The sequence below is a fragment of the Rhodococcus tibetensis genome (assembly GCF_024438035.1).
GTDB classification, from domain to species: domain Bacteria; phylum Actinomycetota; class Actinomycetes; order Mycobacteriales; family Mycobacteriaceae; genus Rhodococcus_F; species Rhodococcus_F tibetensis.
Genome location: NZ_JANFQF010000031.1, coordinates 30,393 through 56,103 on the forward strand (window position 1 = coordinate 30,393; position 25,711 = coordinate 56,103).

The 25,711-nt window shown below is 66.0% G+C and carries 33 protein-coding genes; 12 read left to right on the forward strand and 21 right to left on the reverse strand.

Features of this window, described 5'->3' with window-relative positions; genetic code table 11:
* Nucleotides 1-128: 128 nt before the first annotated feature.
* From NOF53_RS25620 to NOF53_RS25640, 5 genes are all read left to right on the forward strand, one after another.
* On the forward strand, nucleotides 129-1,349 hold the full coding sequence (locus tag NOF53_RS25620) for a lipase family protein (RefSeq protein ID WP_255974163.1): 1,221 nt from the start codon (nucleotides 129-131) through the stop codon (nucleotides 1,347-1,349).
* A 108-nt stretch (nucleotides 1,350-1,457) separates the two neighbouring features.
* The gene (locus NOF53_RS25625; RefSeq protein WP_255974165.1) at nucleotides 1,458-2,147 is read left to right on the forward strand and encodes an SDR family NAD(P)-dependent oxidoreductase; all 690 of its coding nucleotides are present in this window, start codon (nucleotides 1,458-1,460) and stop codon (nucleotides 2,145-2,147) included.
* A gap of 83 nt (nucleotides 2,148-2,230) precedes the next feature.
* Nucleotides 2,231-4,552, forward strand: coding sequence for an ATP-binding protein (locus NOF53_RS25630; protein ID WP_255974167.1), 2,322 nt, complete (start codon nucleotides 2,231-2,233; stop codon nucleotides 4,550-4,552).
* 339 nt (nucleotides 4,553-4,891) lie between these two features.
* On the forward strand, nucleotides 4,892-5,287 hold the full coding sequence (locus NOF53_RS25635) for a Zn-ribbon domain-containing OB-fold protein (RefSeq protein WP_255974169.1): 396 nt from the start codon (nucleotides 4,892-4,894) through the stop codon (nucleotides 5,285-5,287).
* A gap of 3 nt (nucleotides 5,288-5,290) precedes the next feature.
* Nucleotides 5,291-5,614, forward strand: a complete 324-nt coding sequence (locus NOF53_RS25640; protein ID WP_255974171.1) for a hypothetical protein — start codon at nucleotides 5,291-5,293, stop codon at nucleotides 5,612-5,614.
* 11 nt (nucleotides 5,615-5,625) lie between these two features.
* Here the strand turns inward: NOF53_RS25640 and NOF53_RS25645 are convergent, their stop codons facing one another.
* Genes NOF53_RS25645 through NOF53_RS25670 form a run of 6 tightly spaced genes read right to left on the reverse strand, consistent with a single transcriptional unit; the run spans nucleotide 5,626 to nucleotide 10,759 of the window.
* Complete coding sequence (locus NOF53_RS25645) at nucleotides 5,626-7,719, reverse strand: xanthine dehydrogenase family protein molybdopterin-binding subunit (protein ID WP_255974173.1); 2,094 nt, start codon at nucleotides 7,717-7,719, stop codon at nucleotides 5,626-5,628.
* On the reverse strand, nucleotides 7,719-8,708 hold the full coding sequence (locus NOF53_RS25650) for an FAD binding domain-containing protein (protein ID WP_255974175.1): 990 nt from the start codon (nucleotides 8,706-8,708) through the stop codon (nucleotides 7,719-7,721). Before NOF53_RS25650 ends, NOF53_RS25645 begins: the two co-directional genes overlap by 1 nt.
* Nucleotides 8,705-9,241: a 2Fe-2S iron-sulfur cluster-binding protein gene (locus tag NOF53_RS25655; RefSeq protein ID WP_255974177.1), complete on the reverse strand. Its 537-nt coding sequence runs from the start codon at nucleotides 9,239-9,241 to the stop codon at nucleotides 8,705-8,707. Before NOF53_RS25655 ends, NOF53_RS25650 begins: the two co-directional genes overlap by 4 nt.
* A gap of 45 nt (nucleotides 9,242-9,286) precedes the next feature.
* Nucleotides 9,287-9,937: a phosphate signaling complex protein PhoU gene (gene phoU / locus NOF53_RS25660; RefSeq protein ID WP_255974179.1), complete on the reverse strand. Its 651-nt coding sequence runs from the start codon at nucleotides 9,935-9,937 to the stop codon at nucleotides 9,287-9,289.
* A 37-nt stretch (nucleotides 9,938-9,974) separates the two neighbouring features.
* On the reverse strand, nucleotides 9,975-10,244 hold the full coding sequence (locus NOF53_RS25665; protein WP_255974181.1) for a DUF4235 domain-containing protein: 270 nt from the start codon (nucleotides 10,242-10,244) through the stop codon (nucleotides 9,975-9,977).
* Nucleotides 10,245-10,297: 53 nt separating this feature from the next.
* Complete coding sequence (locus NOF53_RS25670) at nucleotides 10,298-10,759, reverse strand: SRPBCC family protein (RefSeq protein WP_255974183.1); 462 nt, start codon at nucleotides 10,757-10,759, stop codon at nucleotides 10,298-10,300.
* Between the two features lie 135 nt (nucleotides 10,760-10,894).
* On the opposite strand from NOF53_RS25670, the gene NOF53_RS25675 reads away from it, so the two are divergent.
* The 3 genes from NOF53_RS25675 to NOF53_RS25685 are packed head-to-tail and all read left to right on the forward strand — an operon-like array spanning nucleotide 10,895 to nucleotide 12,805.
* Complete coding sequence (locus NOF53_RS25675; RefSeq protein ID WP_255974184.1) at nucleotides 10,895-12,217, forward strand: NAD(P)/FAD-dependent oxidoreductase; 1,323 nt, start codon at nucleotides 10,895-10,897, stop codon at nucleotides 12,215-12,217.
* 44 nt (nucleotides 12,218-12,261) lie between these two features.
* Nucleotides 12,262-12,588 carry a GNAT family N-acetyltransferase gene (locus tag NOF53_RS25680; protein ID WP_255974186.1) on the forward strand — a complete coding sequence of 109 codons (327 nt, stop codon included), beginning with the start codon at nucleotides 12,262-12,264 and terminating at the stop codon, nucleotides 12,586-12,588.
* Nucleotides 12,581-12,805: a hypothetical protein gene (locus tag NOF53_RS25685; protein WP_255974188.1), complete on the forward strand. Its 225-nt coding sequence runs from the start codon at nucleotides 12,581-12,583 to the stop codon at nucleotides 12,803-12,805. Before NOF53_RS25680 ends, NOF53_RS25685 begins: the two co-directional genes overlap by 8 nt.
* Nucleotides 12,806-12,834: 29 nt before the next feature.
* Here the strand turns inward: NOF53_RS25685 and NOF53_RS25690 are convergent, their stop codons facing one another.
* Entirely contained in the window at nucleotides 12,835-13,527 is a 693-nt protein-coding gene (locus NOF53_RS25690; RefSeq protein WP_255974190.1) for an HAD family hydrolase, read from the reverse strand.
* Nucleotides 13,528-13,661: 134 nt separating this feature from the next.
* Between NOF53_RS25690 and NOF53_RS25695 the strand changes: the two genes are divergently transcribed.
* Entirely contained in the window at nucleotides 13,662-14,108 is a 447-nt protein-coding gene (locus tag NOF53_RS25695; protein WP_308213872.1) for an SRPBCC family protein, read from the forward strand.
* 268 nt (nucleotides 14,109-14,376) lie between these two features.
* Here NOF53_RS25695 and NOF53_RS25700 read toward each other — a convergent pair whose 3' ends face one another.
* Nucleotides 14,377-14,619: an acyl carrier protein gene (locus NOF53_RS25700; RefSeq protein ID WP_255974194.1), complete on the reverse strand. Its 243-nt coding sequence runs from the start codon at nucleotides 14,617-14,619 to the stop codon at nucleotides 14,377-14,379.
* A gap of 75 nt (nucleotides 14,620-14,694) precedes the next feature.
* Nucleotides 14,695-15,138: a DUF4383 domain-containing protein gene (locus NOF53_RS25705; protein WP_255974225.1), complete on the reverse strand. Its 444-nt coding sequence runs from the start codon at nucleotides 15,136-15,138 to the stop codon at nucleotides 14,695-14,697.
* A gap of 236 nt (nucleotides 15,139-15,374) precedes the next feature.
* On the opposite strand from NOF53_RS25705, the gene ctaD reads away from it, so the two are divergent.
* Entirely contained in the window at nucleotides 15,375-17,138 is a 1,764-nt protein-coding gene (ctaD, locus tag NOF53_RS25710; protein WP_255974196.1) for an aa3-type cytochrome oxidase subunit I, read from the forward strand.
* 191 nt (nucleotides 17,139-17,329) lie between these two features.
* Here the strand turns inward: ctaD and NOF53_RS25715 are convergent, their stop codons facing one another.
* Complete coding sequence (locus NOF53_RS25715) at nucleotides 17,330-17,758, reverse strand: STAS domain-containing protein (RefSeq protein ID WP_255974198.1); 429 nt, start codon at nucleotides 17,756-17,758, stop codon at nucleotides 17,330-17,332.
* Between the two features lie 174 nt (nucleotides 17,759-17,932).
* Here NOF53_RS25715 and NOF53_RS25720 point away from each other — a divergent pair, with 174 nt between their 5' ends.
* Together NOF53_RS25720 and NOF53_RS25725 are read left to right on the forward strand one after the other, a co-directional pair.
* Entirely contained in the window at nucleotides 17,933-18,367 is a 435-nt protein-coding gene (locus NOF53_RS25720; RefSeq protein ID WP_255974200.1) for an ATP-binding protein, read from the forward strand.
* A gap of 125 nt (nucleotides 18,368-18,492) precedes the next feature.
* Nucleotides 18,493-18,741, forward strand: coding sequence for a DUF6480 family protein (locus tag NOF53_RS25725; RefSeq protein ID WP_255974202.1), 249 nt, complete (start codon nucleotides 18,493-18,495; stop codon nucleotides 18,739-18,741).
* An 18-nt stretch (nucleotides 18,742-18,759) separates the two neighbouring features.
* Here the strand turns inward: NOF53_RS25725 and NOF53_RS25730 are convergent, their stop codons facing one another.
* From NOF53_RS25730 to NOF53_RS25780, 11 genes are all read right to left on the reverse strand, one after another.
* The gene (locus tag NOF53_RS25730; protein WP_255974204.1) at nucleotides 18,760-18,909 is read right to left on the reverse strand and encodes a hypothetical protein; all 150 of its coding nucleotides are present in this window, start codon (nucleotides 18,907-18,909) and stop codon (nucleotides 18,760-18,762) included.
* Nucleotides 18,910-18,961: 52 nt separating this feature from the next.
* Nucleotides 18,962-20,026, reverse strand: coding sequence for an NAD-dependent epimerase/dehydratase family protein (locus tag NOF53_RS25735; protein ID WP_255974206.1), 1,065 nt, complete (start codon nucleotides 20,024-20,026; stop codon nucleotides 18,962-18,964).
* 39 nt (nucleotides 20,027-20,065) lie between these two features.
* The gene (locus NOF53_RS25740) at nucleotides 20,066-21,088 is read right to left on the reverse strand and encodes an NAD-dependent epimerase/dehydratase family protein (protein WP_255974208.1); all 1,023 of its coding nucleotides are present in this window, start codon (nucleotides 21,086-21,088) and stop codon (nucleotides 20,066-20,068) included.
* 141 nt (nucleotides 21,089-21,229) lie between these two features.
* Nucleotides 21,230-21,472: a microaggregate-binding protein 1 gene (gene mbp1 / locus NOF53_RS25745; protein WP_255974210.1), complete on the reverse strand. Its 243-nt coding sequence runs from the start codon at nucleotides 21,470-21,472 to the stop codon at nucleotides 21,230-21,232.
* A 311-nt stretch (nucleotides 21,473-21,783) separates the two neighbouring features.
* Nucleotides 21,784-22,107: a hypothetical protein gene (locus NOF53_RS25750; protein WP_255974212.1), complete on the reverse strand. Its 324-nt coding sequence runs from the start codon at nucleotides 22,105-22,107 to the stop codon at nucleotides 21,784-21,786.
* A 58-nt stretch (nucleotides 22,108-22,165) separates the two neighbouring features.
* Nucleotides 22,166-22,330: a hypothetical protein gene (locus tag NOF53_RS25755; protein ID WP_255974214.1), complete on the reverse strand. Its 165-nt coding sequence runs from the start codon at nucleotides 22,328-22,330 to the stop codon at nucleotides 22,166-22,168.
* Between the two features lie 272 nt (nucleotides 22,331-22,602).
* Nucleotides 22,603-22,845, reverse strand: a complete 243-nt coding sequence (locus tag NOF53_RS25760; RefSeq protein WP_255974216.1) for a DUF3072 domain-containing protein — start codon at nucleotides 22,843-22,845, stop codon at nucleotides 22,603-22,605.
* A gap of 130 nt (nucleotides 22,846-22,975) precedes the next feature.
* On the reverse strand, nucleotides 22,976-23,479 hold the full coding sequence (locus NOF53_RS25765; protein ID WP_374212672.1) for a DUF6328 family protein: 504 nt from the start codon (nucleotides 23,477-23,479) through the stop codon (nucleotides 22,976-22,978).
* 35 nt (nucleotides 23,480-23,514) lie between these two features.
* Nucleotides 23,515-24,231: a metallophosphoesterase family protein gene (locus tag NOF53_RS25770; protein ID WP_255974227.1), complete on the reverse strand. Its 717-nt coding sequence runs from the start codon at nucleotides 24,229-24,231 to the stop codon at nucleotides 23,515-23,517.
* Entirely contained in the window at nucleotides 24,228-24,488 is a 261-nt protein-coding gene (locus NOF53_RS25775) for a BON domain-containing protein (protein ID WP_255974220.1), read from the reverse strand. The genes NOF53_RS25770 and NOF53_RS25775 overlap by 4 nt, the downstream gene beginning before the upstream one ends.
* A complete protein-coding gene (locus tag NOF53_RS25780) occupies nucleotides 24,485-25,075 on the reverse strand; it encodes a nucleotidyltransferase (RefSeq protein ID WP_255974222.1) in 591 nt (196 codons plus the stop codon). Before NOF53_RS25780 ends, NOF53_RS25775 begins: the two co-directional genes overlap by 4 nt.
* Between the last annotated feature and the right edge of the window lie 636 nt (nucleotides 25,076-25,711).

Genomic DNA, 25,711 nt, shown 5'->3' on the forward strand with positions numbered 1-25,711 from the left:
AGCCCGAGCGAGCCCGCCGCCCGACTGTGACCGAGGGCCGGTCCGATTGCAGTGCCGTAACGGACCGGCCCGAATACCGATAACACCCGGGAACTCGGTCACACTCGAACTCGATTACAGGAGGCGATATGGGGCGCTCGCGCAGCAAGGGCCTGTCTGCACGCGCCGCGTGCGGGGTCTTCATCGCATGCATCGCCGTGGCGAGCGCGGGAGGTGCGGGCGCAGCGCCGATCTATCCTGCCTCCGAGGCGGACCCCTTCTACGTGCAGCCGCAGAACCTCGAGTCCAGCGCTGCCGGGCAGCCGATCGCCATCCGGCCCATGCCTCCACTGCTCGCGTTCCCCGACACCGACGTCTGGCAGGTGAAGTACCGCACCACCAATTCGCAGGGAAGCCCGATCTCCTCGGTGAGTACCGTGCTGGTGCCGCACGACCGGACCGCGAACGGTCCACTGTTGTCCTATCAGCACATCATCAACGCTCTCGGACCACGGTGCGCGCCGTCACGCACCCTGTATTCGAACGACCCGGACCTCCAGATCAAGGAGGCACCGGCACTGAACCTCGCACTGCGGCGGGGATGGACGGTTGCCCTTCCCGACCATTTGGGCCCCAACAGCGCCTACGGTGCGGCCAAGCTCGGCGGGTACATCACTCTCGACGGTATTCGCGCGGTGCAGCAGGTCCCGGAACTGAACGTCGCGGCCAGCCCTGTCGCGCTGGCCGGCTACTCCGGTGGCGGCATGGCGTCGGCCTGGGCAGCGGCGCTCGCGCCGACGTATGCGCCGGAGCTGAACATTGTCGGGGTCGCCGAGGGCGGTGTGCCCATGAACATCGGGAAGATGGCCAACGGCCTGGGCATGCAGCCGCATCCCGCGTTCGGCCTCGCGATGGCGGCGGCACTCGGCCTCGAACGGGAGTATCCGGACCGGCTGCCGATCAGTGAGCAGCTCAACGATCGTGGGCTGGCCATGCGCAGCGAGATGGCGAACGCGTGCACCAACGGCATTCTCGCTGCCGGGGCCGGTCGGAGCGCGACCGAGGTTGCCAAGACCACCAATCTCATGAGCAGCCCGCAGGCGTGGGAGGTACTCGACGAGAACAGTGTCGAGCTGTATCCCGGTGTCCCGTCCGCTCCGATTTTCGAATGGCACAGCCCGACCGATGTGCTCATTCCGATCGATTCGATCGAGACAACGATCGCGCGGTATTGCGCCGCCGGAGTTCAGGTGCAGTCGGAACTCTTCCCGAGCCCCGACCACCTGTCGACGGCGGTACTGGGATTGCCCGCCGCCATGGACTACCTGGACGCCCGATTCCGGGGGGATCCCGCGCCGAGCAACTGCTGACCGATCGGACCACCTGGCCGCGCAACGACGTCACCGGATTGTGTTCTGCCTGAACGACGTCCGGACAAGGCGGCGTTTGAGTCGCGGAACCCACGGGTACCCGGAAACATGCATGCCAGCGCGCTCAACGCCGTAGTGACGGGGTCGGACTCGGGGATCGGTCGGGCCGTCGCTCTGGCACTCGCGGACGACGGATTTCACCTCGGGCTCGCGTACGCCGCGGACCGGGACAGCGCGGAGGCCACGGCCCTCGAGGTGAGGTCCATGTCGGTTCGCGCGGTGGTGCGGAAGATGGACCTGGCCGAGCTGCCCCACTCCGCGACCGCGGTCGACGAGTTCGCCCGGGAACTCGGCGGAATCGGTGTCCTCATCAGTTGTCCGGGCAGCACAGCCGTCGAATGCATGCAACGCGGCGTCCGTTACATGATCGCCGGCGGACAAGGGGGCCGCATCGTGAACATCACAGCGTCGGTGTCGGCGCTCGGTGCACTGACGGGGCTCCTCGCCAACGAACTGTCGCGCTACTCGGTCACTGTCAATTCCATCGTCGTACCGGCCGCGGATTCCGCTTGCTCGTCGCCTTGCCACGACGACGGGGAAGCCGCCGCGGTCGCGTCGTACCTCACTGCGCCGGCCGCGATGTTCGTCACCGGTGCCGAGTACAAGGTGGAGGGTCGCCGAGTCACCATGACCCCGCACAGCCTGGCCGATCCCGGGTCGCGGCGTCCCGATCCGCGGGGAAACCGCCGCATCCGCTCCTACGCGGGCCGCTGGGCGCCGACCCGCTGGACTCGGTGACTTTCCGTTTTCCGAAAACTCGGTGAAGGCCGACTGTCGCTGTACCGTTGTTCCAGGGGGCGTGAGATGAGAGTGACGGTTTCATGCAGCCCGCAGCGAAGATCAAGATGGGGAATTTGCCTCACGAGCTGACGAGTTTCGTCGGCCGGCGCCGAGAGATTGCGGAGGCGCGCGGTTTGCTGGCAACGTCACGCCTGGTCACGCTCACCGGGATCGGGGGAGTGGGCAAGACGCGGTTGGCCCTGAGGGTTGCGGTCGATTCGTGCCGTGCTTTCGAGGACGGAGCATGGCTGGTCGAACTGGGTGAGCTGGAGGAAGACTCGCTGGTCGTCGGAGCCGTGGTGGCAGCACTCAAGCTCCGCGAGCAGCAATCCGAGGCGCCCGAGGTCGTGTTGCAAGAATTTCTGGAACCACGGCGCGTGCTGCTGGTCCTCGACAACTGCGAACATCTCGTCGACGCAGTCGCCGGATTGGCCGACTTTCTGCTGCGATGTTGCCCCGACCTGCGAATCCTCGCGACCAGCCGCGAACCTCTCGGAATTTCAGGGGAGGCCACCGTCCGGGTGCCGCCGCTCACCCTGCCGCAGTCGGGTCGTCCTGCTTCGGTGAAGAGCCTCGCCCAATACGAGTCGGTCGCGCTGTTCGCCGAGCGCGCCGCCGCTGCGGTTCCCGGATTCCGTCTCACCGAGGACAATCACGAGGCAATCGCGCAAATCTGCCACCAACTCGACGGTCTGCCCTTGGCGATCGAGCTGGCGGCGGTGAGGCTCCGGGTGATGTCGGCCGAACAAATTCTTCAGCGGCTCACGGACCGCTACCAGTTGCTCACGACCGGAAGCCGCGGCGCCCCCGCGCGCCAGCAGACGCTGCTGTGGTGCATTGACTGGAGCCACGAACTGTGTTCGCCGCAAGAACGGGAACTGTGGGGACGGCTCGCCGTCTTCGCCGGCGGTTTCGAATTGGACGCGGTCGAGAACATCTGTTCAGGGTCCTTGCGCCCGGCCGAGGTCGTCGACGTGGTCGCCTCGCTCATCGACAAGTCGATCCTGATCCGGGAGGAGGCGAGGGGTGCGGTGCGTTACCGGCTCCTCGAAACCCTCCGCGAGTACGGCCGCGAGAAGTTGCAGGAGACTTCGGAGTTCGCGTCCCTGCTGCGCCGGCACCGAAATTTCTACGAGCAGCTGGCGGTGCAGGCACAGTCCGAGTGGGTCAGTTCCCGGCAGCTGAGGTGGATCGAGCGCCTGGACGCTGAGCAACCGAACTTGCGAGCTGCGCTGCATTTCTGTCTCACGTCACCGAAGGAGGCGGCGGCAGGGCTCCGCATGGCCGCGGCTCTGTACCCGTTCTGGCGATCGCGGGGCCTGCTGAGAGAGGGCAGACGATGGCTCGACCAACTGTTGGCTGTCCGCGGCGCGGGTTCTGCAGAGGAGCGGATCCGCGCCCTCTACGTCGCGGTCATGTTGTCCGAATTCAACAGCGACGTCGAGGCCTCGGCCGCGGCGATCGAGGAGGCCCATGCACTGGCCCGCGGGGTGGCCGACCCGATCTTGCATGCCCTGATCACCCATGCCGAAGGAAGCAGGGCAATGTTCGCCGGAAACCTCGGCGCGGCCCGCGCGAATTACGAGGCCGCACTAGCTGTGTTTCGCACCGACGACAATCTCTTGCACCTGATCTGGGGTCTTCTCGGACTCGCGCTGGCGGCCGGTTCGACTGATCCCGTTCGGGCGGCACAATGCCAGAACGAGATCCTCGCCCTGACCGAAGCGCGAGGGGAGTCGGTGTATCGCAGTTGGTCGCTGTGGGCGGCGGGGATGGCGGCTTGGCAGCAAGGTGACTTCGAGGGTGCGGACGGTCTGCTGAAGCAGGGTCTGCAACTGGCAGGGACGGTCGACGATCGCATCATTGCTGCGGGATGCCTGGAAGTGCTGGGTTGGATCGCCGTGGGCCGCGGGGACAGCAACCGGGCTGCGGAACTGATGGGTGCGGCACACGCGCTGGCGCATGTAGCCGGCAATCCGAACATTGTCTATCCCAAACAGCGCATCCATCACCTCGACTGCGCTGAGCAGGCGCGACGAAACCTCGGTGACCGCGCCTTCGACGCCGCCTTCCACCACGGGATGAACACCTGTCTCGAGGAGGCCTCGGCGGCTGTGCTGGGGACGAAGCAGCGAACCGTTCCGGACACCGATGCGTCCCCGACCTCCCTGACGCGACGGGAATGGCAGGTGGCCGAACTCGTCGCCGACGGGCTCACCAACAAGGCGATCGCCGCCACCCTGGTCATCTCGCAGCGCACCGCCCAGGGACACGTCGAACACATCCTGGCCAAACTCGGCTTCACCTCCCGCACCCAGATCGCGGCGTGGGTCGTGGAGCACGCGCAGGACCGGCACGGCTGACAACGCCGGCCCAGTCAGTCGGGTCGGCAGGCGTCGCGGGGGCCGAAACAGGTATGTGCCCGGGTCGATCGGCCGCTGCACTTTCCGGCGTCGAGAGTCAAGCTCATACGCGTCCCCTTCCAGCCGGAACCACCCCGAGGCCCCGATGTCCCCTACACCGCGAACGCACCGAACGCCCGACGCCCTTCTCGCTCGGCCCCCGATCATCCATCGGGTTCACCCGATCGACCGGTGTCAACTCCGAAACAGGGGCGGACGGGGGCTGCACGGCCTGATGGGGCGGGGGACACCGCACAGCCGGCCGATCGACGATCCGTTCACCCGCGGACAGGTGGCGGTATGAGCTCGGAACGGCACACCCGCGGACATGCTCTTGCGAAGGCGTGCGCGCTGATGATCCAACGCTGCCGCAGCTGCACGGCGCTGCTCGCCCCGCTGATGGCGACCTGCTCGACGTGTCAAGGTTCGGATTTCGAGCAGGTACCCTCCTGCGGCTTCGGATCGATCGTGTCCTCCAAATCGGTCGAACGAGAACGGCACGGCCGGGACCGTGCCCAGGCCCCGTGCACGATCGCGATCGTCGAACTCGACGAAGGGCCCTGGGTGTACACCTGGATCGACGGCGAGGTCCCGGCGCCGACTCCCTCCGAGCGGCCGATCCGTGTGGAGTTCCGGCCGGCGGCCGCGGCCGAGCAGCTACCCGTGTTCGCGATTCGGCACTCCAACGAGGGTTGACCGATGCAGACACGTCCCGCAGTCGAGCCCGCCGAGGTGTACGACGCCGAGTGGATACGGTTCTGGCTGGGCCGGTGTGAGTGGCTCGAGCGAACCCATTCGCTCACTTCGGACGGCCGATGGATGACCGTCTTCGCAATCCAGTGGGCCCCGTTCGGGGGTGCCGGCACGGCGGAGCTGATGGAGCGCTTCGGCGTCGGGCGGGAGCGCTTCCTGGAACTGGTCCTTGAAGCACTGGCACCGCGCGGCACCGATCTACAGCGGATTCGTGCGGTGAAAAGTCGTTTGCGGGTTTCCCTCGAGTACGCGTGGCGGCGGATCGAGTAGCCGCGGCACGGTCAGTCGTGCAGTAGATCATCGAGATGGATCGGTACCTTCCGAACCCGGATACCGGTCGCGTCCCGCACAGCGTTCGCCACGGCGGCGGCCGCGCCGACGATCCCGATCTCTCCGGCGCCTTTCGAGCCCATCGGATTGGCGTGCTCGTCGACGTCGTCGAGACAGACGGCGTCGAGGTAACGAATGTCGGCGTGCGCGGCGATGTGGTAGCTGGCCAGGTCGTGGCTGACGATATGGCCGAAGCGGGGATCCCCGACGCTTTCCTCGTGCAGGGCCATCGATACTCCCATCGTCATTCCGCCGATGAGCTGAGAGCGCACCGTGCGCGCATTGACGACCCGGCCGATGGCAAATACACCGACCATGCGCTCCACCCGAATCTCGCACGTATCGCGATGCACGTGCGCCTCGACGAAATGGGCGCCGAACGAATGGAGTGCGAACTTCTCGGCGTCGGGATTTTCCGGTGTCTCCGCACTCGACTCTGCCCCTGGCTGCGGCGCCGTTCCGTGCGCGTCGCGGAACGCTCGGGCCGCCGCAACGACGGCACTGCCCCAGGAACTGATACCCGTGGAACCTCCCGCCACTGTGGCGGACGGAAGGTCGGTGTCGCCGATCTGCAGGTCGATCGCGTCGAGGGGGCAGCCGAGTGCGTCGGCCGCGATCTGGGTGAGGGCGGTCCACGTTCCGGTCCCGATGTCGACGGAACCGATCTGCACCCGGTAGATACCGTTGCCGTAGCGGATTCGCGCAACCGACCCTGGTGACGTGTTCGCCGGATAGGTCGAGGCAGCCACCCCGTACCCCACCGACCAGTCCGAATCCGAGCGAAGTCGCGTGTTCGTGCGCCGGTCGGCCCAGCCGAAACGGTCGGCGCCGTCACGGAGGCAATCGACGAGGCGCCGGCCCGACCACGGGTGGCCCGACTCCGGGTCGGTGGCAGGTTCGTTTTTGATGCGCAGTTCGATCGGGTCGATTCCGCACACTTCGGCAAGTTCGTCCATCGCGACCTCGGCCGCGAACATCCCGGGGGTCTCGCCGGGGGCCCGCATCCAGGACGGGGCTGGCACGTCGAGGGCAGCGAGGCGGTGGGAGGTGTACCGGGCGGGGGAGGAGTACATCATCCGCGATGGCACGGCCGCCTGCTCGGCGAATTCCTTGATCCTCGCGGACTGTGTCAGCACCTCGTGGGAGACGGCGGTCAGGTGCCCGTCGGTGTCCGCGCCGAGCCGGATGTGCTGCAGTGTCGGGGCACGGTAGGCGGACAGCGAGAACATCTGCTGCCGGGTCACCGCGAACTTGACCGGTCGCCCCGGTGCCTTCTGCGCTGCCAAGGCCACCAGCACATTGTGCGCGTGCGGCAACCCTTTCGATCCGAATCCGCCGCCGACGTGCGGTGCGATGACCCGGATGTCCTCGGGTGCGAGACCGAACACCGGTGCCAACGTCTTCCGGGCCGAGTGAACGCCTTGCGTCGAATCATGCAGCGTCAGAACAGGACCGGGCCCATCAGATCGCCACTGGGCGATTGTGGTGTGCGGCTCCATCGGATTGTTGTGCTCCATCGCCGTGAAGTACACCTGGTCTACCGTTCGCGGTGCGGCGGTCAACGCCGCCTCGACGTCACCGTGTCGCGTGTCGGTGGGAAAACCGGCGTTCACTGTCTCCGGGGCGTAGAAGTCGCTCCGGTCGGCGCGGAAATCGGTGTCGTGGTCGCGCACGCCGTACTCGACGCGGATCAGGTCGGCAGCCTCACGGGCTGCTTCGGGGGACTCGGCGACCACCGCGCCGAGGTACTGGCCCCGGAAGTGAACCTCGGGGTCTTGCAGGATCGCGAGTTCGCCGTCGGAAGTGTCCGCGAGCCGCGGCGCGTCGAACACCGTCAGGATTGCGATCACCCCGTCGACAGTCCGCGCGTCTTCTACATCGATGGCGGTGACCGTCCCGCGGGCAATGCTCGAGAGAACGGGGTGCAGATAGGTCGGATCCGGCACCGGGTGCTCGAAGGCGTACAGCGCCGCACCGGTCACTTTGTCGTGGCCGTCCAGGCGTTCGACCGGCGTCCCGACGACCTTCGGCTCGAGCAACGCCATCAGCGCGCCTCCTGGGTGAGGGAGCGGAGTGTGGCGGTCAGTACCCGCCTGGTGAGGGTGACCTTGAATTCGTTGCCCGGCAGGGGATTCGCCGCGGACAGTTCGGCGTCGGCTGCCGCCGCGAATGTCTGTTCCGTGGGTGGGGAACCGATCAGCACCTCTTCGGCCCGCTCTGCGCGCCACGGCCGATGCGCCACCCCGCCGAGCGCGATCCGTGCGGAATCGATGCGGTTGGTCGCGACTGTCAGATCCGCGGCGACCGACACGAGTGCGAACGCGAACGACGCCCGGTCGCGCACCTTGCGGTACGCCGACCGGCTTCCTCGAACCGGCGGCGGTAGCTCCACCGCGGTGACGAGTTCACCGTGCGCGAGATCGGTGTCCCGGTCCGGACTGTCCCCGGGGAGCCGATAGAACTCGCTCAGCGGAATCCTCCGGTTGCCGTCCGTGTTCCGCACGAGCACCACTGCGTCGAGCGCCGCCATCGCGACGGCCATGTCGGACGGATGCACGGCCACGCAGTGCTCGGAGGCACCGAGGATGGCGTGATAGCGCACATACCCGCCGAGCGCGGAGCAGCCGGTACCCGGTTCACGTTTGTTGCATGGTGTGGTGATGTCCTGGAAATACACGCACCGAGTTCGCTGAAGAAGATTTCCGGCGGTGGTCGCGAGGTTGCGGAGCTGACCCGACGCGCCGGACAGCAGTGCCCTAGACAGCATCGGGTACCGGGATCGGACGAGTTCGTGTGCGGCCAGATCGCTGTTGCGGACGGCCGCACCGATCCGGAGTCCGCCGCCCGCAAGTTCGTCCACGTCACCGAGGGGGAGCCCGCGGACGTCCACGAGTCGAGCCGGTTGCGCCACACCGAGTTTCATGTGGTCCACCAGGTTGGTGCCGCCGGCCAGGAATCGAGCCTCGGGGTCGGCTGTGACGGTGGCGACGGCACCGTCGACGTCAGTGGCGCGTTCGTAGTCGAACGGAATCATGCTTCTGCGGCCTGACGAATAGCGGCGAGGATATTCGTATATGCGCCGCAGCGGCACAGGTTCCCGCTCATCCGTTCACGGATTTCGTCGTCGGTCAGTTCGGGCGGTGCCATCAGATCCTCGGTGACGATGCTCGGGTGCTGCGACCAGTACTCGTCGAGCATCCCGACGGCGGAGCAGATCTGGCCGGGTGTGCAGTAGCCGCACTGCAAACCGTCCTGCTCGACGAACGCCTGCGCAACCGCGTGCAGTTCGTCCCCATCGGCGAGCCCGTGCGCCGTCGTGATCCGGGCACCGTCGTGGGCGACGGCGAATGTCAGGCAGGAGGTCGCACGTCGGCCGTCGAGTAGTACGGTGCACGACCCGCATTGGCCGTGATCGCATCCCTTCTTGGGTGCCGTGACACCCAGATTCTCCCGCAGGGCGTCGAGCAACGTCGTACGAGTGTCGACGTCGAGGGTGCGATGTTCGCCGTCGACGTCGAGGACGATCTTCGTGTGTCGTGCGCCGCGCGGACCACCAGGGTGATTCATGTGGGGAGGCTACCCACTAGCCGAGTTCCCGAACCGCTTTCGCCGCTACCCCTGTTCCGGGAGGACTCCGGTCTCCAGGAAGATCACCCGCCTGCCGATTTCGACGGTGTGGTCGCAGAACCGTTCGTAGAAGCGGCCGAGTAGGGTGATGTCGACAGCTGCCGTGACACCGTGCGGCCAGTCGTCGTCTTGGGTGATCGCGAAGAGCCCCCGATGAAGGTCGTCCATCGTGTCGTCAGCGGTCAACAGCCCGAGGGCGCGTTCGGGATCGCGGTGCTGCAGGACCTGCTCCGTTTCCTCCGCTTGGGCGACCGCGACCGCGCCCATCCGGGTGAACACCTCGAGCACCTCCTCCGGAACGACGTGCTCGGGATGCCGACGGCGGACGATCTTCGCGATGTGCACCGCGAGGCCACCCATCCGGTGCAGGTCGGCGGAGATATGGAGACCACCGACCATGAACCGGAGGTCATGGGCGACCGGTGCCTGCAACGCGAGCAGCGAGAACGCGCGCTGCTCCCAGCGGGAAGCGGCCGCGTCGAGTTCGCTGCTCACATCGATGACATGCTCGGCGAGTCCGAGGTCCGCCTGTAGCAACGCACCACTCGCCTCCCTCATCGCCGTCACGGTGAGGCGGCACATCGCGGCCAGCTCGCCGGCGAGACTGTCGATGTTTTCCGCGAATCGAGTACGCATCGGATCAGCCTAGATAGGTTCTGTAGCAACTGCGCTGCTAGCGGGGGTCCGCGTGTGCGAGCTTGCGGTATCCTCGCGCCCCCGCTCGGTCCACCGCGGCTCTGATCAGGCCGAAAATGGTGCCCTGCACTGCGGCGGCGATGAGTACCTCACGATTGGAGCGGGAGAGATCCTTCGGGTCCGGAGCCTCCGGCTCGCCCGCCACGCGCTTCCACACCTGGCCGAACACCGCCCCGGCCAAGAGCCCACCACCCACACTCGCAGCGAGGGCCAGCGGTTTGTACATCACTTTCGATACGGAACTCATGTCCTCGTCCTCTACGGTGTCGTCGATGGTCGCGGTCGTCGGGAGTCCAGTCCTCAGGAGCCGGGGCGATCGACCTCGCCGCGCCACGCATCGGTTTCGGTGCCACGGGACTCGATGAACTCCTTGAACCGGGACATATCACCTTTCACTCGCTTCCCGAGGACTCCCAGCTTGTCCGCCACGTTCTCGACGAACCCCTCGGGGTCGACGTCCATCTGTGCCGTGACGCGGGTCTTGTCATCGTCCAGCCGGTGAAAGGTGATCACCCCGGCATGATTGGGGCCGCCATCGGACGTCCACGCCACCCGCTCGTCGGGGTGCTGCTCGGTGATGGTGGCATCGAATTCGCGTTTCACACCGGCGATCGAGACGACCCAGTGGATGTGCGTCGGATCGATCTGCCGGATCTCCTCGACACCCTCCATGAAGCGAGGGAACTCCTCGAACTGCGTCCATTGGTTATAAGCCGTGGCGACCGGAACGGACACGTCCACGGCCTCGGTGATGGTACTCATATCGTCTCCTGTCGGTCGGTGTCGCGGTGAACGCGTACCCCGAGTGGGTTCGGGTCAATCCGGTTGGCGGGGCCGGGTCCGCACGAATCGGCGGCTCGTGTTTCGCGGGTGCCCGGGTTGGGGAATGCCCCCTATATGACCTACGAATCAGCTGGAGAGCCGCCGCGCATCGTCGTGGTGGGAAGCGGCTTCGCCGGTTTCGAATGCGCGCGGCGTCTCTCGCGTTCACTGCGCGGCACCGGCGCCCGCGTCATCATGGTCTCACCCAATGACTACATGCTCTACACCCCGCTGCTCCCGGAGGTGGCGGGCGGCATTCTGGACGCCCGGTTCGTGACCGTCGCACTGTCGGACGCGATGCCCGCCGTCGAGCTCGTCCGAGGTGCCGTCGATTCTGTCGACCTCGACAAGCAGACGGTCCACGTCACCGACTGCGAGGAGGGCGAGGAGGAGGTGTCGTGGGACCGGCTGGTGTTCACTCCCGGTTCTGTCACGCGACTGTTCGACATCCCAGGTCTCCTCGAACACGGCCGCGGCCTCAAAACGCCCGCGGAGGCGCTGTACTTCCGTGACCAGCTCCTCACCCAACTCGAGCTGGCCAGCCGTGACACGGACCCCCGGGAGTCGCAGGCGCGACGGACATTCGTCGTGGTGGGTGCGTCCTATGCCGGGACGGAGCTGATTGCCCAGTTGCGCGCTCTCGCCGACAAGGCGGCCGCCAGACAGCACCTCGATCCGGCGGCGGTCAGATTTTTACTCCTGGACACCGCTGACACAGTGATGCCGGAAGTGGGGGAGAAGCTCGGTGCCAAGGTGCTCGACGTGCTGAGCTCGCGGGGTATCGATGTGCGGCTCGAGACGACCCTGACCGAGCTCAGCGAGAACAGCGTGACCCTGAGTGACGGCACCGTAGTCCCCACTCGCACAGTCGCCTGGGTCACCGGAGTGGCCGCGAATCCTCTCGTCGAGACGCTCGGGCTGCCCACCGAAAAGGGCAGGCTGAAGGTCGGTGCGGACCTGTCCGTCGAGGGGCACCCCGGGGTCTTCGCCGGTGGGGACGCCGCGGCCGTCCCTGATCCGCGCCACAGCGGGTCCATCACCCCACCGACGGCGCAACATGCGGTGCGTCAGGGCCGCACGCTCGCCCGCAATGTCGCGGCCAGTCTGGGGATCGGCGAGGCGAAACCCTATGCGCACCGCGACATGGGTCTGGTGGTCGATCTGGGTCCGGGCTTCGCGGTCGCCAACCCGCTGGGAATTCAACTGTCGGGATTACCCGCGAAGGCGGTGACCCGCCTGTACCACCTCTTTGCCATGCCCTCGCCGGTCAACCGGTGGGCGGTCGGCCTCGCCTATCTCACCGATCTGCTGTTCGACCGGCCGCTGGTGTCGATCGGATTGGTCGCCGAATCGCCGTCACAGTTCGCGGCCAGCGAGGGCGTCGGTGCGCGAAACTGACCGTGGAGCTGAGTGGAAACGGTCGCCGAGGAGAAAGGAACAGGATGACATCGCAGCAGGCTCGAGATAATCCCCAGCGGAATCGCTACGAACTGATCGAGGATGGTGATGTGACCGGGTTCATCGAGTATTCGGCAGGCGACGGGGTGCTCGCTCTCACCCACACCGAGGTCGGTGACGCGTTCGAGGGCAAGGGGTACGCGAGCCGTCTGGTGAAGGACACCCTCGACGACGCCCGAGTCCGTGGACTCGCCATCCTCCCCGAATGCACCTACGTGCAGCAGTGGATACGCAAACATCCGGACTACCGAACCGTGGTACCGGAAAACGATCGGGGGCGGTTCGACCTGGAACGGAGCGAAGATGAGTGAGGACAAGAGAACGTTCGTGGCGCGGCGTCTCGACGAGGTGATCCACGAGTGGGAGGCGGATGCTCCGCCCGGTTCGGGCACCGGTCAGTCGGATGGTCCGCTGGTGACCGCTCAACGTCACCGCGCCGAAATAGACACGGCGACCGACGAGCGTGTCGACGAGATCGCCGCCTCGTACCCCGACATCGACGCGGCGTGGCCCACGCACGGGAACTGATTGCCGAGAAGCGCACTCGCCGGCGAAGGTCACGGCCCGAAAAGGCTTGCCAATGCACTCGATTCGAGGCCGTCCAGGAGAGTCTGCGCGTCGTCGTACACCTCTTTCGCGCCGGCCTCGGCCAGCTCGCCGCGAGAGATGCCGCCGCTGAGCAGGCCGATGAACTGCACTCCGGCTTCGGCAGCGGCCTTCGCATCCCACACGGCGTCGCCGACCATCACCGCCGTATCGGGTGACGTGGACGATCGCTCGAGCGCGGTCTTCACCACATCGGGGTCCGGTTTCGCCTGCTCGACATCGCCCGAGGATGTGGTGTGGGCGATGCAGGAATCGATGTCCAGGACCTCGCGGAGCACCGACAGCTCGTCCTCGGGTGCGGAGGTCGCAAGCACCACCTGAACTCCGCGACGGTGCAACTCCCGGATCAGGTCACGGGCACCGGCGAGCGGCCGCATCCTCGGCCTCAGATCCAGGTAGTACTGCTTGTGCAGCTCTTTCGCCCGATCACCCACCTCGGCGGCAGCGTCACCCAGTAGCGTGTCGAGCAGCAGTTGTGAGTCCAATCCGATGGCACGGTGCACGCGCCACGCGTCGATGTCGTGCCCCACTTCGGCAAACGCACGTTGCCACGCGTCGACGTGAAGGTAATTCGAATCCACCAGCGTGCCGTCGACGTCGAACAACGCCGCCGTGGTGCCGGACCGTGACTCGGAAGCTCCCACGATGAACCTCCTCGAAATCGGGACGTGTGGTCGAGCAAACCACACGGATACCATCGCGGCCAGCCGTAGCGCGCATGGTTTCGTGGGCTCGGGCGCCGGGTAAGCGGCTGTCACCGGTGCACCAGTGCGAGGGAGTGATTGTCATCAAGGCTCAATGGGATACAACAGCTTCGGTTTCCGCCGTGTGGTCCGTTCTCGCCAATGGATGGTTGTACCCGTCCTGGGTGGTGGGAGCGTCCCGCATGCGTGCCGTCAACGCCGAGTGGCCCGCGGTGGGCAGTCAGCTGCACCATTCGGTGGGTGTCTGGCCGGCCCTCATCGACGATTCCACGGAAGTCCTGGAAGCCGAGGAGGAGAAGGAGCTCCGATTGCTGGCCCGAGCTACACCCGCGACCAAGGCGATCGTGCATCTTCGACTCGAACCGAGGGGCTCCGGCTGCCACATGGTGATGGATGAGAAGGTGGCGACGCCACCGCTGAAGTGGATTCCGCGGTCGGTACAGGATGTGGCCGTCTACCCCCGCAATCGCGAGTGTCTGCGCCGGCTCGCCTTTCTCGCCGAGCAGACTGCCACACCCTGACGGGCATGGCGCCGTCGACCGCAAAAGCGCCGGCCGTCAACGCGGGACGAGTTCGAAGAATGCGCTGCTTTCGTCGCCGGATCGACATCCCGATCGCGGAACGCGAGCGAGAACCGGTCGAAGGGCGGAGAACCACTCGTCCTGCAGGTCGGCCCACTGCCGGATTTTGGTGTGGTCGGTGGCGGTTCGGACGTTCATCACGGCCTTCGGGTCGTCGACAGTCTTCCTTCCATCCAGGTGCGCGCGCCGGTCATCTACTTCCCGACGGTCAACTCATAGCCGGGCCCGCGTCGGCGGCCCCGGTCATATCTTTGAGAAATTCGTGGCAGCGGCGCGCGCGGTCGGAATCTTCCGCCATCACCTGCTCGAAGAACGACGCGATGTCGTCGCGGCCGGCGTTCTTCGCGTCTCGTACGTACTGCCCGTAGTCGTGCCCGGCCTTGAGCGAATGGTATTGAACGGACACCAGGTCGTAGCTGACGTCGTCGAAGCCGGTTTCTCCGGTAGCCATGATGCTCTCCTCAGTTCTCGGTGAAATCCCGCCACCCCGGGTGCGGCGGGCGATCGGTGTCAGCCCGCGGCAGGGTTACCGCGGGGGGACCGCGGTGGTGTGCCCGGTCGACCTCAGACGGGGAGTCAGAAGGCCGAGCGCGACCATCCCGACACCCAGGGCGAAGTGCAGCCAGTTGTCCGCGGTGTTCACGGGGACGAAGTTGGCCGAGCTGTCTTGGTCGATCAGGAGGCCGTAGATCCACAGGACGAGGTAGATGACGCCGCCGCCGACGAGGAAGGCCTTCGCCGTGTTGATTGCGCGTGCCATGGCAATGCCGGCGATGCCGAACAGCAGGTGCACGATGTTGTGCAGAATCGACACCTCGAAGATACCCAGAAGCTTGGCCTCGGACTCGTGGCCGGCGGCAGACATCATGTCGTAGTCGGTGGTCACGCCGGGGATGAACCCGAGAATGCCCACCAACAGGAATACCGCTCCGACCACCAGCGCCGCGATCTGTACCGGTGTGGCGGTCATAGAGCCGCGGGTTGAGCTCGGTCGTGTCATCGCCCTACTCCTTCTGGTCGTAACAGGTACTGCGCGGACTACCCGCCGTGTACCTCGCGGACACAACCTCAAACAGGGAACTCGGCCCGATTTTGCGGCGTCCCCGGCCACGACGAGAGCGGGTGACCGTCGCCGCCGCAAACCCTGCAGACCCGTGAGTATGGGGTTTACGCTGTAGTCCAATAGTGTCGACCGTGGAGTTGGACATGACGGCAACTGGTGTGCGCTCGATCGAAGCTCGCAGGCCCTATCCGCCGCGTTATCGCCGCAAGGGGTCGTTCATCTACGACATGATCTCGACGACAGACCCCAAGACGCTGGGTCTGATGTACCTGGTCACAGCGTTCGGGTTCTTCCTCGCCGGCGGATTGATGGCGATGCTCATTCGCGCCGAACTCGCAGTGCCGGGCCTGCAGTTCTTGTCGAACGAGCAGTACAACCAGCTGTTCACGATGCACGGCACGATCATGCTGCTGCTGTACGCGACCCCGATCGTGTTCGGCTTCGCCAACTACATCCTGCCGCTGCAGATCGGCGCCCCCGATGTGGCCTTTCCCCGACTGAATGCCTTCTCGTACTGGGCGTTTCTGTTCGGCGGGCTCATCGCGTTCGCAGGGTTCATCACTCCCGGTGGCGCCGCGGACTTCGGCTGGACCGCGTATTCACCGTTGACCTCGGCCATCCATTCTCCCGGGCTCGGAGCGGACCTGTGGATTCTGGGCCTCGCCCTGTCCGGGCTCGGTACCATCCTCGGCGGCGTCAACATGATCACCACCGTGATCTGCCTGCGCTGCCCCGGCATGACCATGTTCCGCATGCCGATCTTCACGTGGAACATCTTCATTACCAGCATCCTTGTGCTGCTTGCCTTCCCGATCCTCACCGCCGCGCTCATGGGGCTGGCGGCTGACCGGCATCTCGGATCTCATGTGTTCGACCCGGCCACAGGCGGCACGATCTTGTGGCAGCACCTGTTCTGGTTCTTCGGGCACCCCGAGGTGTACATCATCGCGCTACCGTTCTTCGGCATCGTGACCGAAATCTTCCCCGTCTTCAGCCGCAAGCCGATCTTCGGGTACAACGGACTGGTTTTCGCGACCATGGCCATCGCTGCCCTGTCGATCGCGGTGTGGGCGCACCACATGTACGCCACCGGCGCGGTGCTGCTGCCGTTCTTCGCATTCATGACGTTCCTGATCGCGGTGCCGACCGGGGTGAAGTTCTTCAACTGGATCGGCACCATGTGGAGGGGACAGTTGACGTTCGAGTCGCCGATGCTGTTCGCCGTCGGGTTCATCATCACCTTCCTCTTCGGTGGCCTCTCCGGCGTCATCCTCGCCAGCCCGCCGCTCGACTTCCACGTCACCGACAGCTACTTCGTGGTAGCGCACTTCCACTACGTGCTGTTCGGCACCATCGTGTTCGCCACCTACGCCGGAATCTACTTCTGGTTCCCGAAGATGACCGGGCGGATGATGGACGAACGCCTCGGCAAATGGCACTTCTGGACCACGTTCATCGGCTTCCACGGCACGTTCCTCGTGCAGCACTGGCTCGGGGCCGAAGGTATGCCCCGGCGGTATGCCGACTACTTGCCGTCGGACGGGTTCACCATGCTGAACACAATCTCCACGGTCTTCGCGTTCGTCCTGGGCATCTCCACGTTGCCGTTCTTGTGGAACGTCTTCAAGAGCTACCGGTACGGCGAGGTCGTCACCGTCGACGACCCGTGGGGGTACGGCAACTCGCTCGAGTGGGCCACCACCTGCCCGCCCCCGCGACACAACTTCACCGAGATTCCGCGCGTCCGATCCGAGCGTCCCGCGTTCGAGCTGCACTACCCGCACATGGTCGAGACGATGCGCGCCGAAGCGCACATCGGCCCGGGGGGCCACAAGCAGACGGCCGTGGACGTCGAAGACACCGCCCAGCGCTCGGCCGAACCCGGAGGGCCGGCAGGGGACCGGTGAGGCACCGCCGCCCCATCGATAGGGGCGGTCAGATCGGACGGGCACCACCCGAGGGTGGTCGTGCAGATAGACGGTGTCCGCGCCTTGCCGCCCGTCCATCGTCACCGAGAGCCCGGGTCAGCTGCACGTCGTCCTTCGAGAGGGCAGTCGATTGCACTTCGCCAAGCCCGACGGGCACGAGAACCGCTGCGTCACCCCTGCCCGCGGGCATCTACCAACTCGAGAGCCTCCCGGACGGAGTCGCACGTGGGAATCATCGTGTGGAGACCGGTGGCCTGGATGGGACGCAGCACCGCGCGGTTCCCGGCGAGTGCCCAGGTCATGTGCCGTTGCCGCGCGGACTCGGCGAACGTCGAGAGTACCGACAGCGCTGAGGTTCCGACGAAGTCGACGCCGGTCATGTCGATGACGAGTGCGGCACCGTCCTGCGCCAGGTCGGCCAACGCCAATGCGAACGATGGCGCGGCGAGCACGTCGAGGTCACCAGATATTCGGCTGATCGTGGCGTCCCCGGGCGCGGTGGCTTCGACAGCGACTCCGATTTCATGATCGAGGGTGAGACCGGGTGCCTGGTCGCAGTGCGGTGCGGCCACCGCGCTGATGCTGCGTGATGATTTCATGACCCTCCGATCGCACGCAATCTATGGGTGTCCGTGCGCGTCTGCGGCTGCCTTCTCAACCACGCGCGATCAACCCTACGTCCACTCCCCGCGCGCTTTCAACCGATTGACGGCTCCGATCGCTGGGTACGCTGCGCGAAGATCAACACACCTTGATCGAAACGTGGAGTGCAGATGGCCGAGATCGGCGAATTCGGGAAGCTTCGAGCAACGCCGGGTTCGCTTGTCGAGCTACGGGTGACGGCCGAGTTCGATCAGCTTCCTGTCATCAGGGCGGTAGCCGAAACCCTTGCCGCTCTCGCGAATTTCGGTGCCGACGAGGTGGCGGACATCAAGCTCGCTGCCGACGAGATCGCCTCCGAATTGATCGGCGCCGTAGTCTCCGATGTCGACTATGTGACCCTCTCCTTTGTGACCTCGGATTCCGCACTCGCCGTCACGGTTGCGGCGCGGATTGCGGCCGGGCATGTACCGGACCGCGGCGCCTTCGGCTGGCACGTCCTGGAGACGGTGACCGACAGCGTGACGGTCACCGAGAGCGCGTCCGATTCGGCGCTGCCGGGACAACAGGTGTCCGTCGAATTCGTCAAACACCGCACCGCACAATAAGCCCCGCGCCGCCAGTACCCAGGTGGGGAAGTCCTCGTGTGGACGGGACGCGGTCGGGTACTCGGCCAGGGTAATGCTCGGCTCGTACTGTGCGAGCCCGAACCAGGACAGGGAGGTTCGCTGCCATGACCGCTCAACCCCCGGATCCGGACCCGGCAAACACCCCCGATCTCGAATCGGGGGGAGGCCTCAGCCCCGGTTCCACGCCACCCGAGGCGGCGCAGACGTCGGGGACCTCGTTCTCCGAGCCCCGGACCGGCAAGCATTTTCCGCCCACTGGCATCGCGACAATGGTGGCAGTCGGTGCGATCGCCGTTGTGTTCCTGGCGATCGCGGTCCTGCTGATTCTCGACCTCGCGGGCGTGTTCGACTGAGCCCGAACGAAACCCGCATCAGCTGGGGTCGTCGTCCTCGCCCTCGGCCTGATCCGGTTGGTGCGTGCCGGAAAGCAGATTCTCCGGGTCCGAATCGGGGTCTTCTGCCGGATCGTAGGGCTTCTCGGACTCACTGTTCGTGCCTGGAGTCTGCGCGTCTTTCGTCATGGCAGGTACTCGATCCTTTCATTGTCTCGCATGGCGTCGTTGTCTCGCAGGTTCACGGCCGCTGCCCGATTCCGGTCGCGAGTTCCCGGAGCCGGCCACCGACCGTGTCACCCTGCAGTGGTGGCGTGGGCATTCCGGCACCGTCACGCAATCCGCCGAGAAATTCCTCGAGGGTTTCCCGGGGCGTAAGTCGCGGCTGCCACCCCAGCTCCGTCCGAGCTCGGGTGGTGTCCATGATCGGCAGGTGCAGGACGGTGTCGAGGAGGCCCGGCGACGCGGGGACCGCGTGTGCGTGCCACGCTGCCCACAGGGCACCACGGATCGCGGGCCGCGGAATGGATACTTGACGCGCGCCGAGGAGTTCGGCGAGAAATGCGCTGTCGACCGGCGGGTCGGCTGCGATGTTGAAGGCACCGCGCACCGGTCTGAGCACCGCCCGGACGAACGCCGCAGCCACGTCGGTGGAGTGCAGAATCTGCGCCCGCAGATCTTCGACCGCGGGAACGGCCGGGATGAGTCCGGCCCGGACCAGCCGCCCGGCGAGCAACGGCCCGACGAACAACCGGCGCTGCGCGGTAGCCGATTCACGTTTGAAGATAAAGCCGGGGCGCATCCGCACCACCCGCATGTCCGGGTTACGGAGCTCGTACGTGTCCAGCCACCGCTCCAGATATGCCTTCTCCCGCGGGTATGCGGCGCCGGGCCAGCCGTGAGTGGGCCAGTCTTCCGTGACCGCGGTGTCGGAGGGCCCCGGCGAATACGCCGCGACCGAAGAGGCGTACACGAGGGCCGGTACCCGTTCCTCTGCCGCGGCCTCGAATACGCGGATGGCACCCAGGACGTTGTTCATCCAGGTGACGTCCGGCTTGCGAGTGGGCTGGAACAACCAGGCTAGGTGGACGACGGCGTCTGCGCCGCGCACGAGGGGCCGGAAGTCGTCGACGCTGGAATCCGCGAACATCAACCGTGTCTTCGAGCAGGTCCAGTCGGTGTGGCGGCGCGCCACTCCGACGATCTCCCTGACCGCGGGTTCCCCGCTCAACGCTTCGACGATGCTCGTCCCGACATTGCCAGTTGCCCCGACGACGACGACTTTCAGGCCCTGATCCTCGCTCATGGCAGCCGAATACCCACCGGGCGTACTCGTAATCCGGGGTCACCGGGTCCCGTCGAAGGGCGAGCGGCGACGCAGCACCGGACTGTCCCCGGCGTCGCCGCCGATGAAACCGCGTACCGCCTCGTCGAGAGTTTCCTGCGCGGAATACCGGGGTTCCCAGTGGAGTTCGCGGCGAGCCCGAGCCGAATCGAGCAGGGGAACCGAGTATGCCAGATCGATCCAGCCGCGGTGGATGGGTTGCGCGTGTACTCGCCAGGTGGCGTCGATCAGAAGCGCCAGCAGGGAGCGCGGGACGTGAACGGGGCGGGCATGCAGTGCCGCACCGAATTCCTCCGTGCCCAGTGGGGGATCGACCGACAGGTTGTAGGCACCGGTGGCACGCTCGAACACAATTTTGGTGAGTGCGTCCGCGACATCGTCCGCATGCACGGCCGGGATTGCCAGCGAGCGGTCCAACGGGAGGAGGGGAAGGAACTTCAGGACGCCCGCCGGAATGCCGCGGGGCAGTGTGTAGCGCCCGAGTTCACTACCTGCTGCCTGCTGGCCGATGAATCCCGGCCGCACCCGAGCGACGACCACCGACGAGTCCTCCTCGAAGGCGTCGAGGCCCGCCTCGGCGGCCGCCTTGTCGACGCTGTACACCGAACCCTGCACACCTTCGCGGGGCGCGGACTCGTCGACCGTCCGTCCCCGGGCTGGGGAGTACACCGCACCGGACGACATATGGACCAGGTGTGCCACACCGGCCGCCTCGGCTGCGGTCGCCACGGCGAGGGTGCCGTCCACGCCCACGCGTCGCAGATAGTTCCGGTCGTGAGTGGGCTGGAACGCCCACACGAGGTGGATCACCGCATCGGCTCCCTCGAAGACCGGCCGCAACAGGTTGACCGCATCGGGGTGGGCGACGTCGATCGCGTGCCACTGGAGTCCGTCGTACGGTGGGACCTGGGCGGGGGGTCGTCGTGCGACACCGACCAGCTCGTGATCCTCGGATCCGGCCCGGAGCCGGTGGAGCAGCGCTGTACCGACGTTGCCGGTCGCCCCCGTGATGATCAGCCGCATCGCTGTGCCTTTCCGTCTCCGAGTCCATTCGACACGATGTGATGCCATACCGGCTCATCGCCGCGGCGCTTGTCGGCGCACGGCCACGCAGCCGCAGGCCCCGCGCCTTGCGGCCCGGGGCCTGCACCCGATCTGCTGCGTCTATTTGCCCTGCTCTGCGCGCTGCCGCGCTTCTTCGGCTGCGGCCTGGCCGCGTGCCTTCTCGGCTGCGGCTTCCTTCTCCGCGACCTCGCGCTGAGCCTCGGCCTTGTCCTGCTGGGCCTGCCCTTCGCGAGTCAAGCCGTCGCTGCCGGTCACAGCTCCCGCCGCTTCCTTCGCTTTACCCTTGACGTCTTCGACAACACCCTTGACACCCTCGGCCGGACCTGACTTGTCGTCTGCCACTGAGATACCTCCTGGTCGGTGGACGCGTGCACGGAAGTTCACGCACATACGGCCCGACTACCCGGCCGCCGTGCGTGCCAAACGACACCACTCGCGAGCCGAGGGCGGCAACCCCTGTCGAGCACCTCCATCAGTGCCCGCACGTCGCTGGTGGGACGGGGGCCATGAACTTCGCGACGGCCACCTGCTGTGGGCTCGATCCACCTGCATCCGCGGCCGCCGCGCCGCAACATGCTCGTAGTCACGGTGCGCGATCTGCCGGACCGTAGCAAGGGGACCTGTGGTCAACGGGTAGACGGCCGCAAGGTAGGTCAGTGGCCTTGCTGGTCGGTGAGCGATTCTCCGTCGAGGGCCTTGACGCGCTTGCGCTCGAGTAGCACGAGTGTTGCGCCGCCGATGAGACACACCACGCAGATGATGGCGCCGATCACGGCCCATCCCTCGAAGCCGTAGCCTGCTCCGACGAGGGTTGCCCCGAGCGCGGCGATTCCGGCTGCGATCAGGAAGTACCCCGGCCAGTTTCGGCTGTCGGTGATTGCTTCTCCGGCGTGGCCGCGGATGGTGCGCGCATCATCCTGGGGGCGCTCATTTTCGGAAGGTCCGTTGCCACCCCCGGTGTCCGGCCGATAATTCACTGCAGACCTCCTGTGCTCGTGGCGTCCTGTGTTCGGGTGATGCGGTGCTGTCCCTTGCTCACTTGCCGGTGTCATCGGACCTTTTCGACTCCTCGACCAGTTCGGGAGCGTTTTCCCGGGTTGCCATGCCACCGTCCTTGCCCTGATCTGCAGGCCCGGGTCGACCACCCTTGGGTGCGTCCCGGTCTTCGCTCGACTCGTTCGACCTCGACTCGTTCGACACTGTGAAAACCTTCCTTCTACTCGGGATCTCAATGCGCGTTCCGCCGCCGCACCACCAGGAGCACGAGAAGGAGGGAGGCGACGACCCCGATGGCCATGCCTCACCTCGGTGCGTCGACGCTGTCCGAGTTACTCGGGGGGTGGTACCCGGCGACCCGCCCGATGCGCGCCACCGCGATGGATGTCCGTCATTCGCTGCTCCTTTCGTACTCGGACGCCTACCCGGCTGCAGCCAGCGCGAAACGCCGAGGCAGGGCGCACGCCCTCACACCCTCACGTGTCCGGGGTATCTTCGCCTCGGGCGCCCCGCCCCGACCGTCGCTGCATGTCGTCGATCAATCTGGATGCCGTGACCTTCGTCAGGTCGTCGGGGACGGTCTCACCCAACTCCCGGGCGAGAGTATGCAGACAGGACGGTTGTGGTCCTGTCATTGGTTCGTCTCCGGTGATCCAGTCGTCCGGATCCTTCTCGGGAGTCGGCGACGGATCCGGACCGGAGGATTGAGGGTCAGCCATGAAATTCCTGTCTGCTCGTTCGGTTGAGTTCGGGCTTCTTCTTCCGCAGGACATGGCATCCGAACGATTGCCCGTGGGCCCAGTTTCGAAACGACCGCGTCACCGGGGCCGTGTCCCACCCGCTGCAGGGTCACTTCCGGTAGCGCGCCTGCAATATGCGGGCCAAGAACCACAATCCGAGAAACAGTGCGACGGCCACGGCGGCGGCGATAATTCCGACGACGGGCGAGACCACGAAGCTGAAGATGAGCAGCACCACACCGATGAGCGCCATCGCGAGGGTGGTGATGCCGCAGATCGCCAGCCGGTGCGCGACAGCGACGAGATCATAGAGGGCGTGTAAGCGGAACAGCATCCGATGAATACCCACCGGCGCGACCAGCAGCATGGTCGACGTCACCGACAGGGCGACGGTGACGAGATAGATCAGAACCTCGGCGTCCGTGAGCTCCTCGAACCGTTCCTGGAACGGCAACGTGAGAAGAAACCCGGTGAGCAGCTGAACGCCGGTCTGCACGACGCGCAGTTCCTGGAGCAGACCGATCCAATTCCGGTCCAGCCGCTGCGTCTCGGTTTCGTTGCGGGCTCGGAAGTTCCAGTCCGCGTCATCGCGCCCCATTCGGCCACTGTCCATCCGTCATCAATACTCTCTGGCCGTACCGAATTGGTTCATTCCGTGTGAATCCCGTAGACCGCGTAGGCGGAGTGGATCACCGGTTGTGCGACATTGCGTACCCGAACGCCACCGGGGGTGGTACCGCGTTCTCTTCCCGCGTGGGCGTGGCCGTGCACGGCGAGGTCGATGCCGAATTCGTCTATCGGTTCGCCGAGAAGATACGACCCCAGGAACGGGTAGATTTCGGGCGGCTCACCGTGCAAGGTGTCGGAGATCGGCGAGTAGTGGGTGAGTGCCACGCGGATATCGGTATCGAGGATGGACAGGGCACGGCGTAACTCCGCCGCGACCTCTACGGTGTGACCGGCGAAGTCCTTCATCTGCCGCTCCCCGAATGCGCTTGCGCATTTACCCGCGAACCCGCCACCAAACCCTTTGATCCCCGCTACGCCGAGGGTCTGGCCATCCACCGCAACCGTCGCGGTCGTTCCTTCGAGAACGGTGATGTCGCGGCTTTCGAGAAGCGCGGTGATCTCGTCGGCAGCATCGCAGTGGTGATCGTGGTTTCCGAGGACCGCGATCACGGGGACACCGAGATCGCGGAACTCGTCGGCGACTACCGAGGCTTCTTCGACGGTGCCGTGGCGCGTGAGGTCACCGGCGAGCAACAGAACATCGGCATGTTCGTGGAGCTTGTCGAGTGCGGGACGCAGCCGACCGCGCGCGTCCTCGGCCAGGTGTACGTCACCGACAGCTGCGATGCGCATCAGTCGAGTTCCTCTCGGCCGGCCGGTTCACGATTGTCCACGACCTGGACGTCGTTGCGCACCGACATGGTGGGGAGATGCTCGCGCACAACCATTTCCAGAACGTCCCGGCGGTGTGCGCAGCTCACTTCCCCGCTCAGATAGACCTGGTTTGCGCGTACCGAGATTCGCACACCGAGCTCGGAGGTCCGTGGGTCCTCGGCGAGCGCGCGCCGGAGATGCGCAACAAGGTACTGGGGTGGCTGCTCTTCTGGATTCATGCGCTCTCCTCAGCTGCCGGCGGCGAGGTATGGCCACTGCCCGTGCCATCGGAAATGTGAAGGTCACCGAGCAGGGCCAAAAAAGCACGCGCGTAGGGAGACTCGCCCGCGCTGAGCTCCACTGTCTGCCAATCGACCTGCTCGCGCAAATCCCGAGCAATTCGCAGCAGCGGGACGAAGTCGCACCGGTGCGCGTCCAGTACGAGAAGTTTGTCGACCATGAGGTCCGTGGCGCTGATCACCAGTGCCGCAGTGGGGCCGACGCGCATCCACGTCGCTCGCTCGAAGAGTTCGTCGGTGACGGGCTGGTAGTTGGGCCGGAATACCAAATCGACGAGCACCTCGCCGTCGTAGACCTTGACGAGCCAGTCCTCGGGCGGGACGACGCGGACCATTCCGGCGGCTTCGAGGGCGCCCAGCGCGGCCTCGGCCTCCTCCTCTTTCAGGAAGATGTCGACATCGTGATCGGACGGCGGACCACCGCGCGCGTAGACGGCGCAGCCGCCGGCGACGGCGAAGGTGATTCCGGTGGCGTTCAGCGCGCTCACCACCTTGGTGAGCGTCTGGAGAAGCTTTGTCTCGTCCATGTCGATCGGGTCGCTTTCTGCCCGGGCGGAGCCTCCCATTTCTGAGATCGGCGTGCGTGCAATTCACACGTTCTATCCGCTAACCGGGTGCCCCGACTCGCTCCGCACGAAACGTGCGACGGGGTGAACCGGCCCGGCCGCCAGTACCGCGGAACTCCTCGTAGCCAGGGCACTGACCTTTGCACAAGTGACATCGAGGGAGTACATGCGGTTGCGGCACAGTGACCCTTCCGGGCCGGGTCGGGCCGGGCCGGGCGGGTCGGGCCTTCGCCGGCGCCGCAGAGGACGAGGCTCTTCGTACGAGGCGCCGGGCGGCGAGTACGGGGTGTCGGACAGAGACTGAGCACGGGTCGACGCACTCGTCATCCCGCTGGATGCCGACTCGAAACGGGCGCGCGCCTGCCAGTCGGGACGGACGACACAAGGGGCGCTCGCGCGGGCACGGAAAGCCAAATCGGAGGAAGCGGAGCGGGCGGTCGTCGAACGTGCCGTTATCCGTCTTCTCGGCCGTTGACACCGAAAAGACATCCCATGAGCTTTGGGTGTCAAGCGGCAGCCTTCTCGACGTGATGTGCCCAGGCCGTCGTTTCGTCGTAGTGGGTGCGGGTCTTGAGGCATCCGTGCAGGATGCCGACG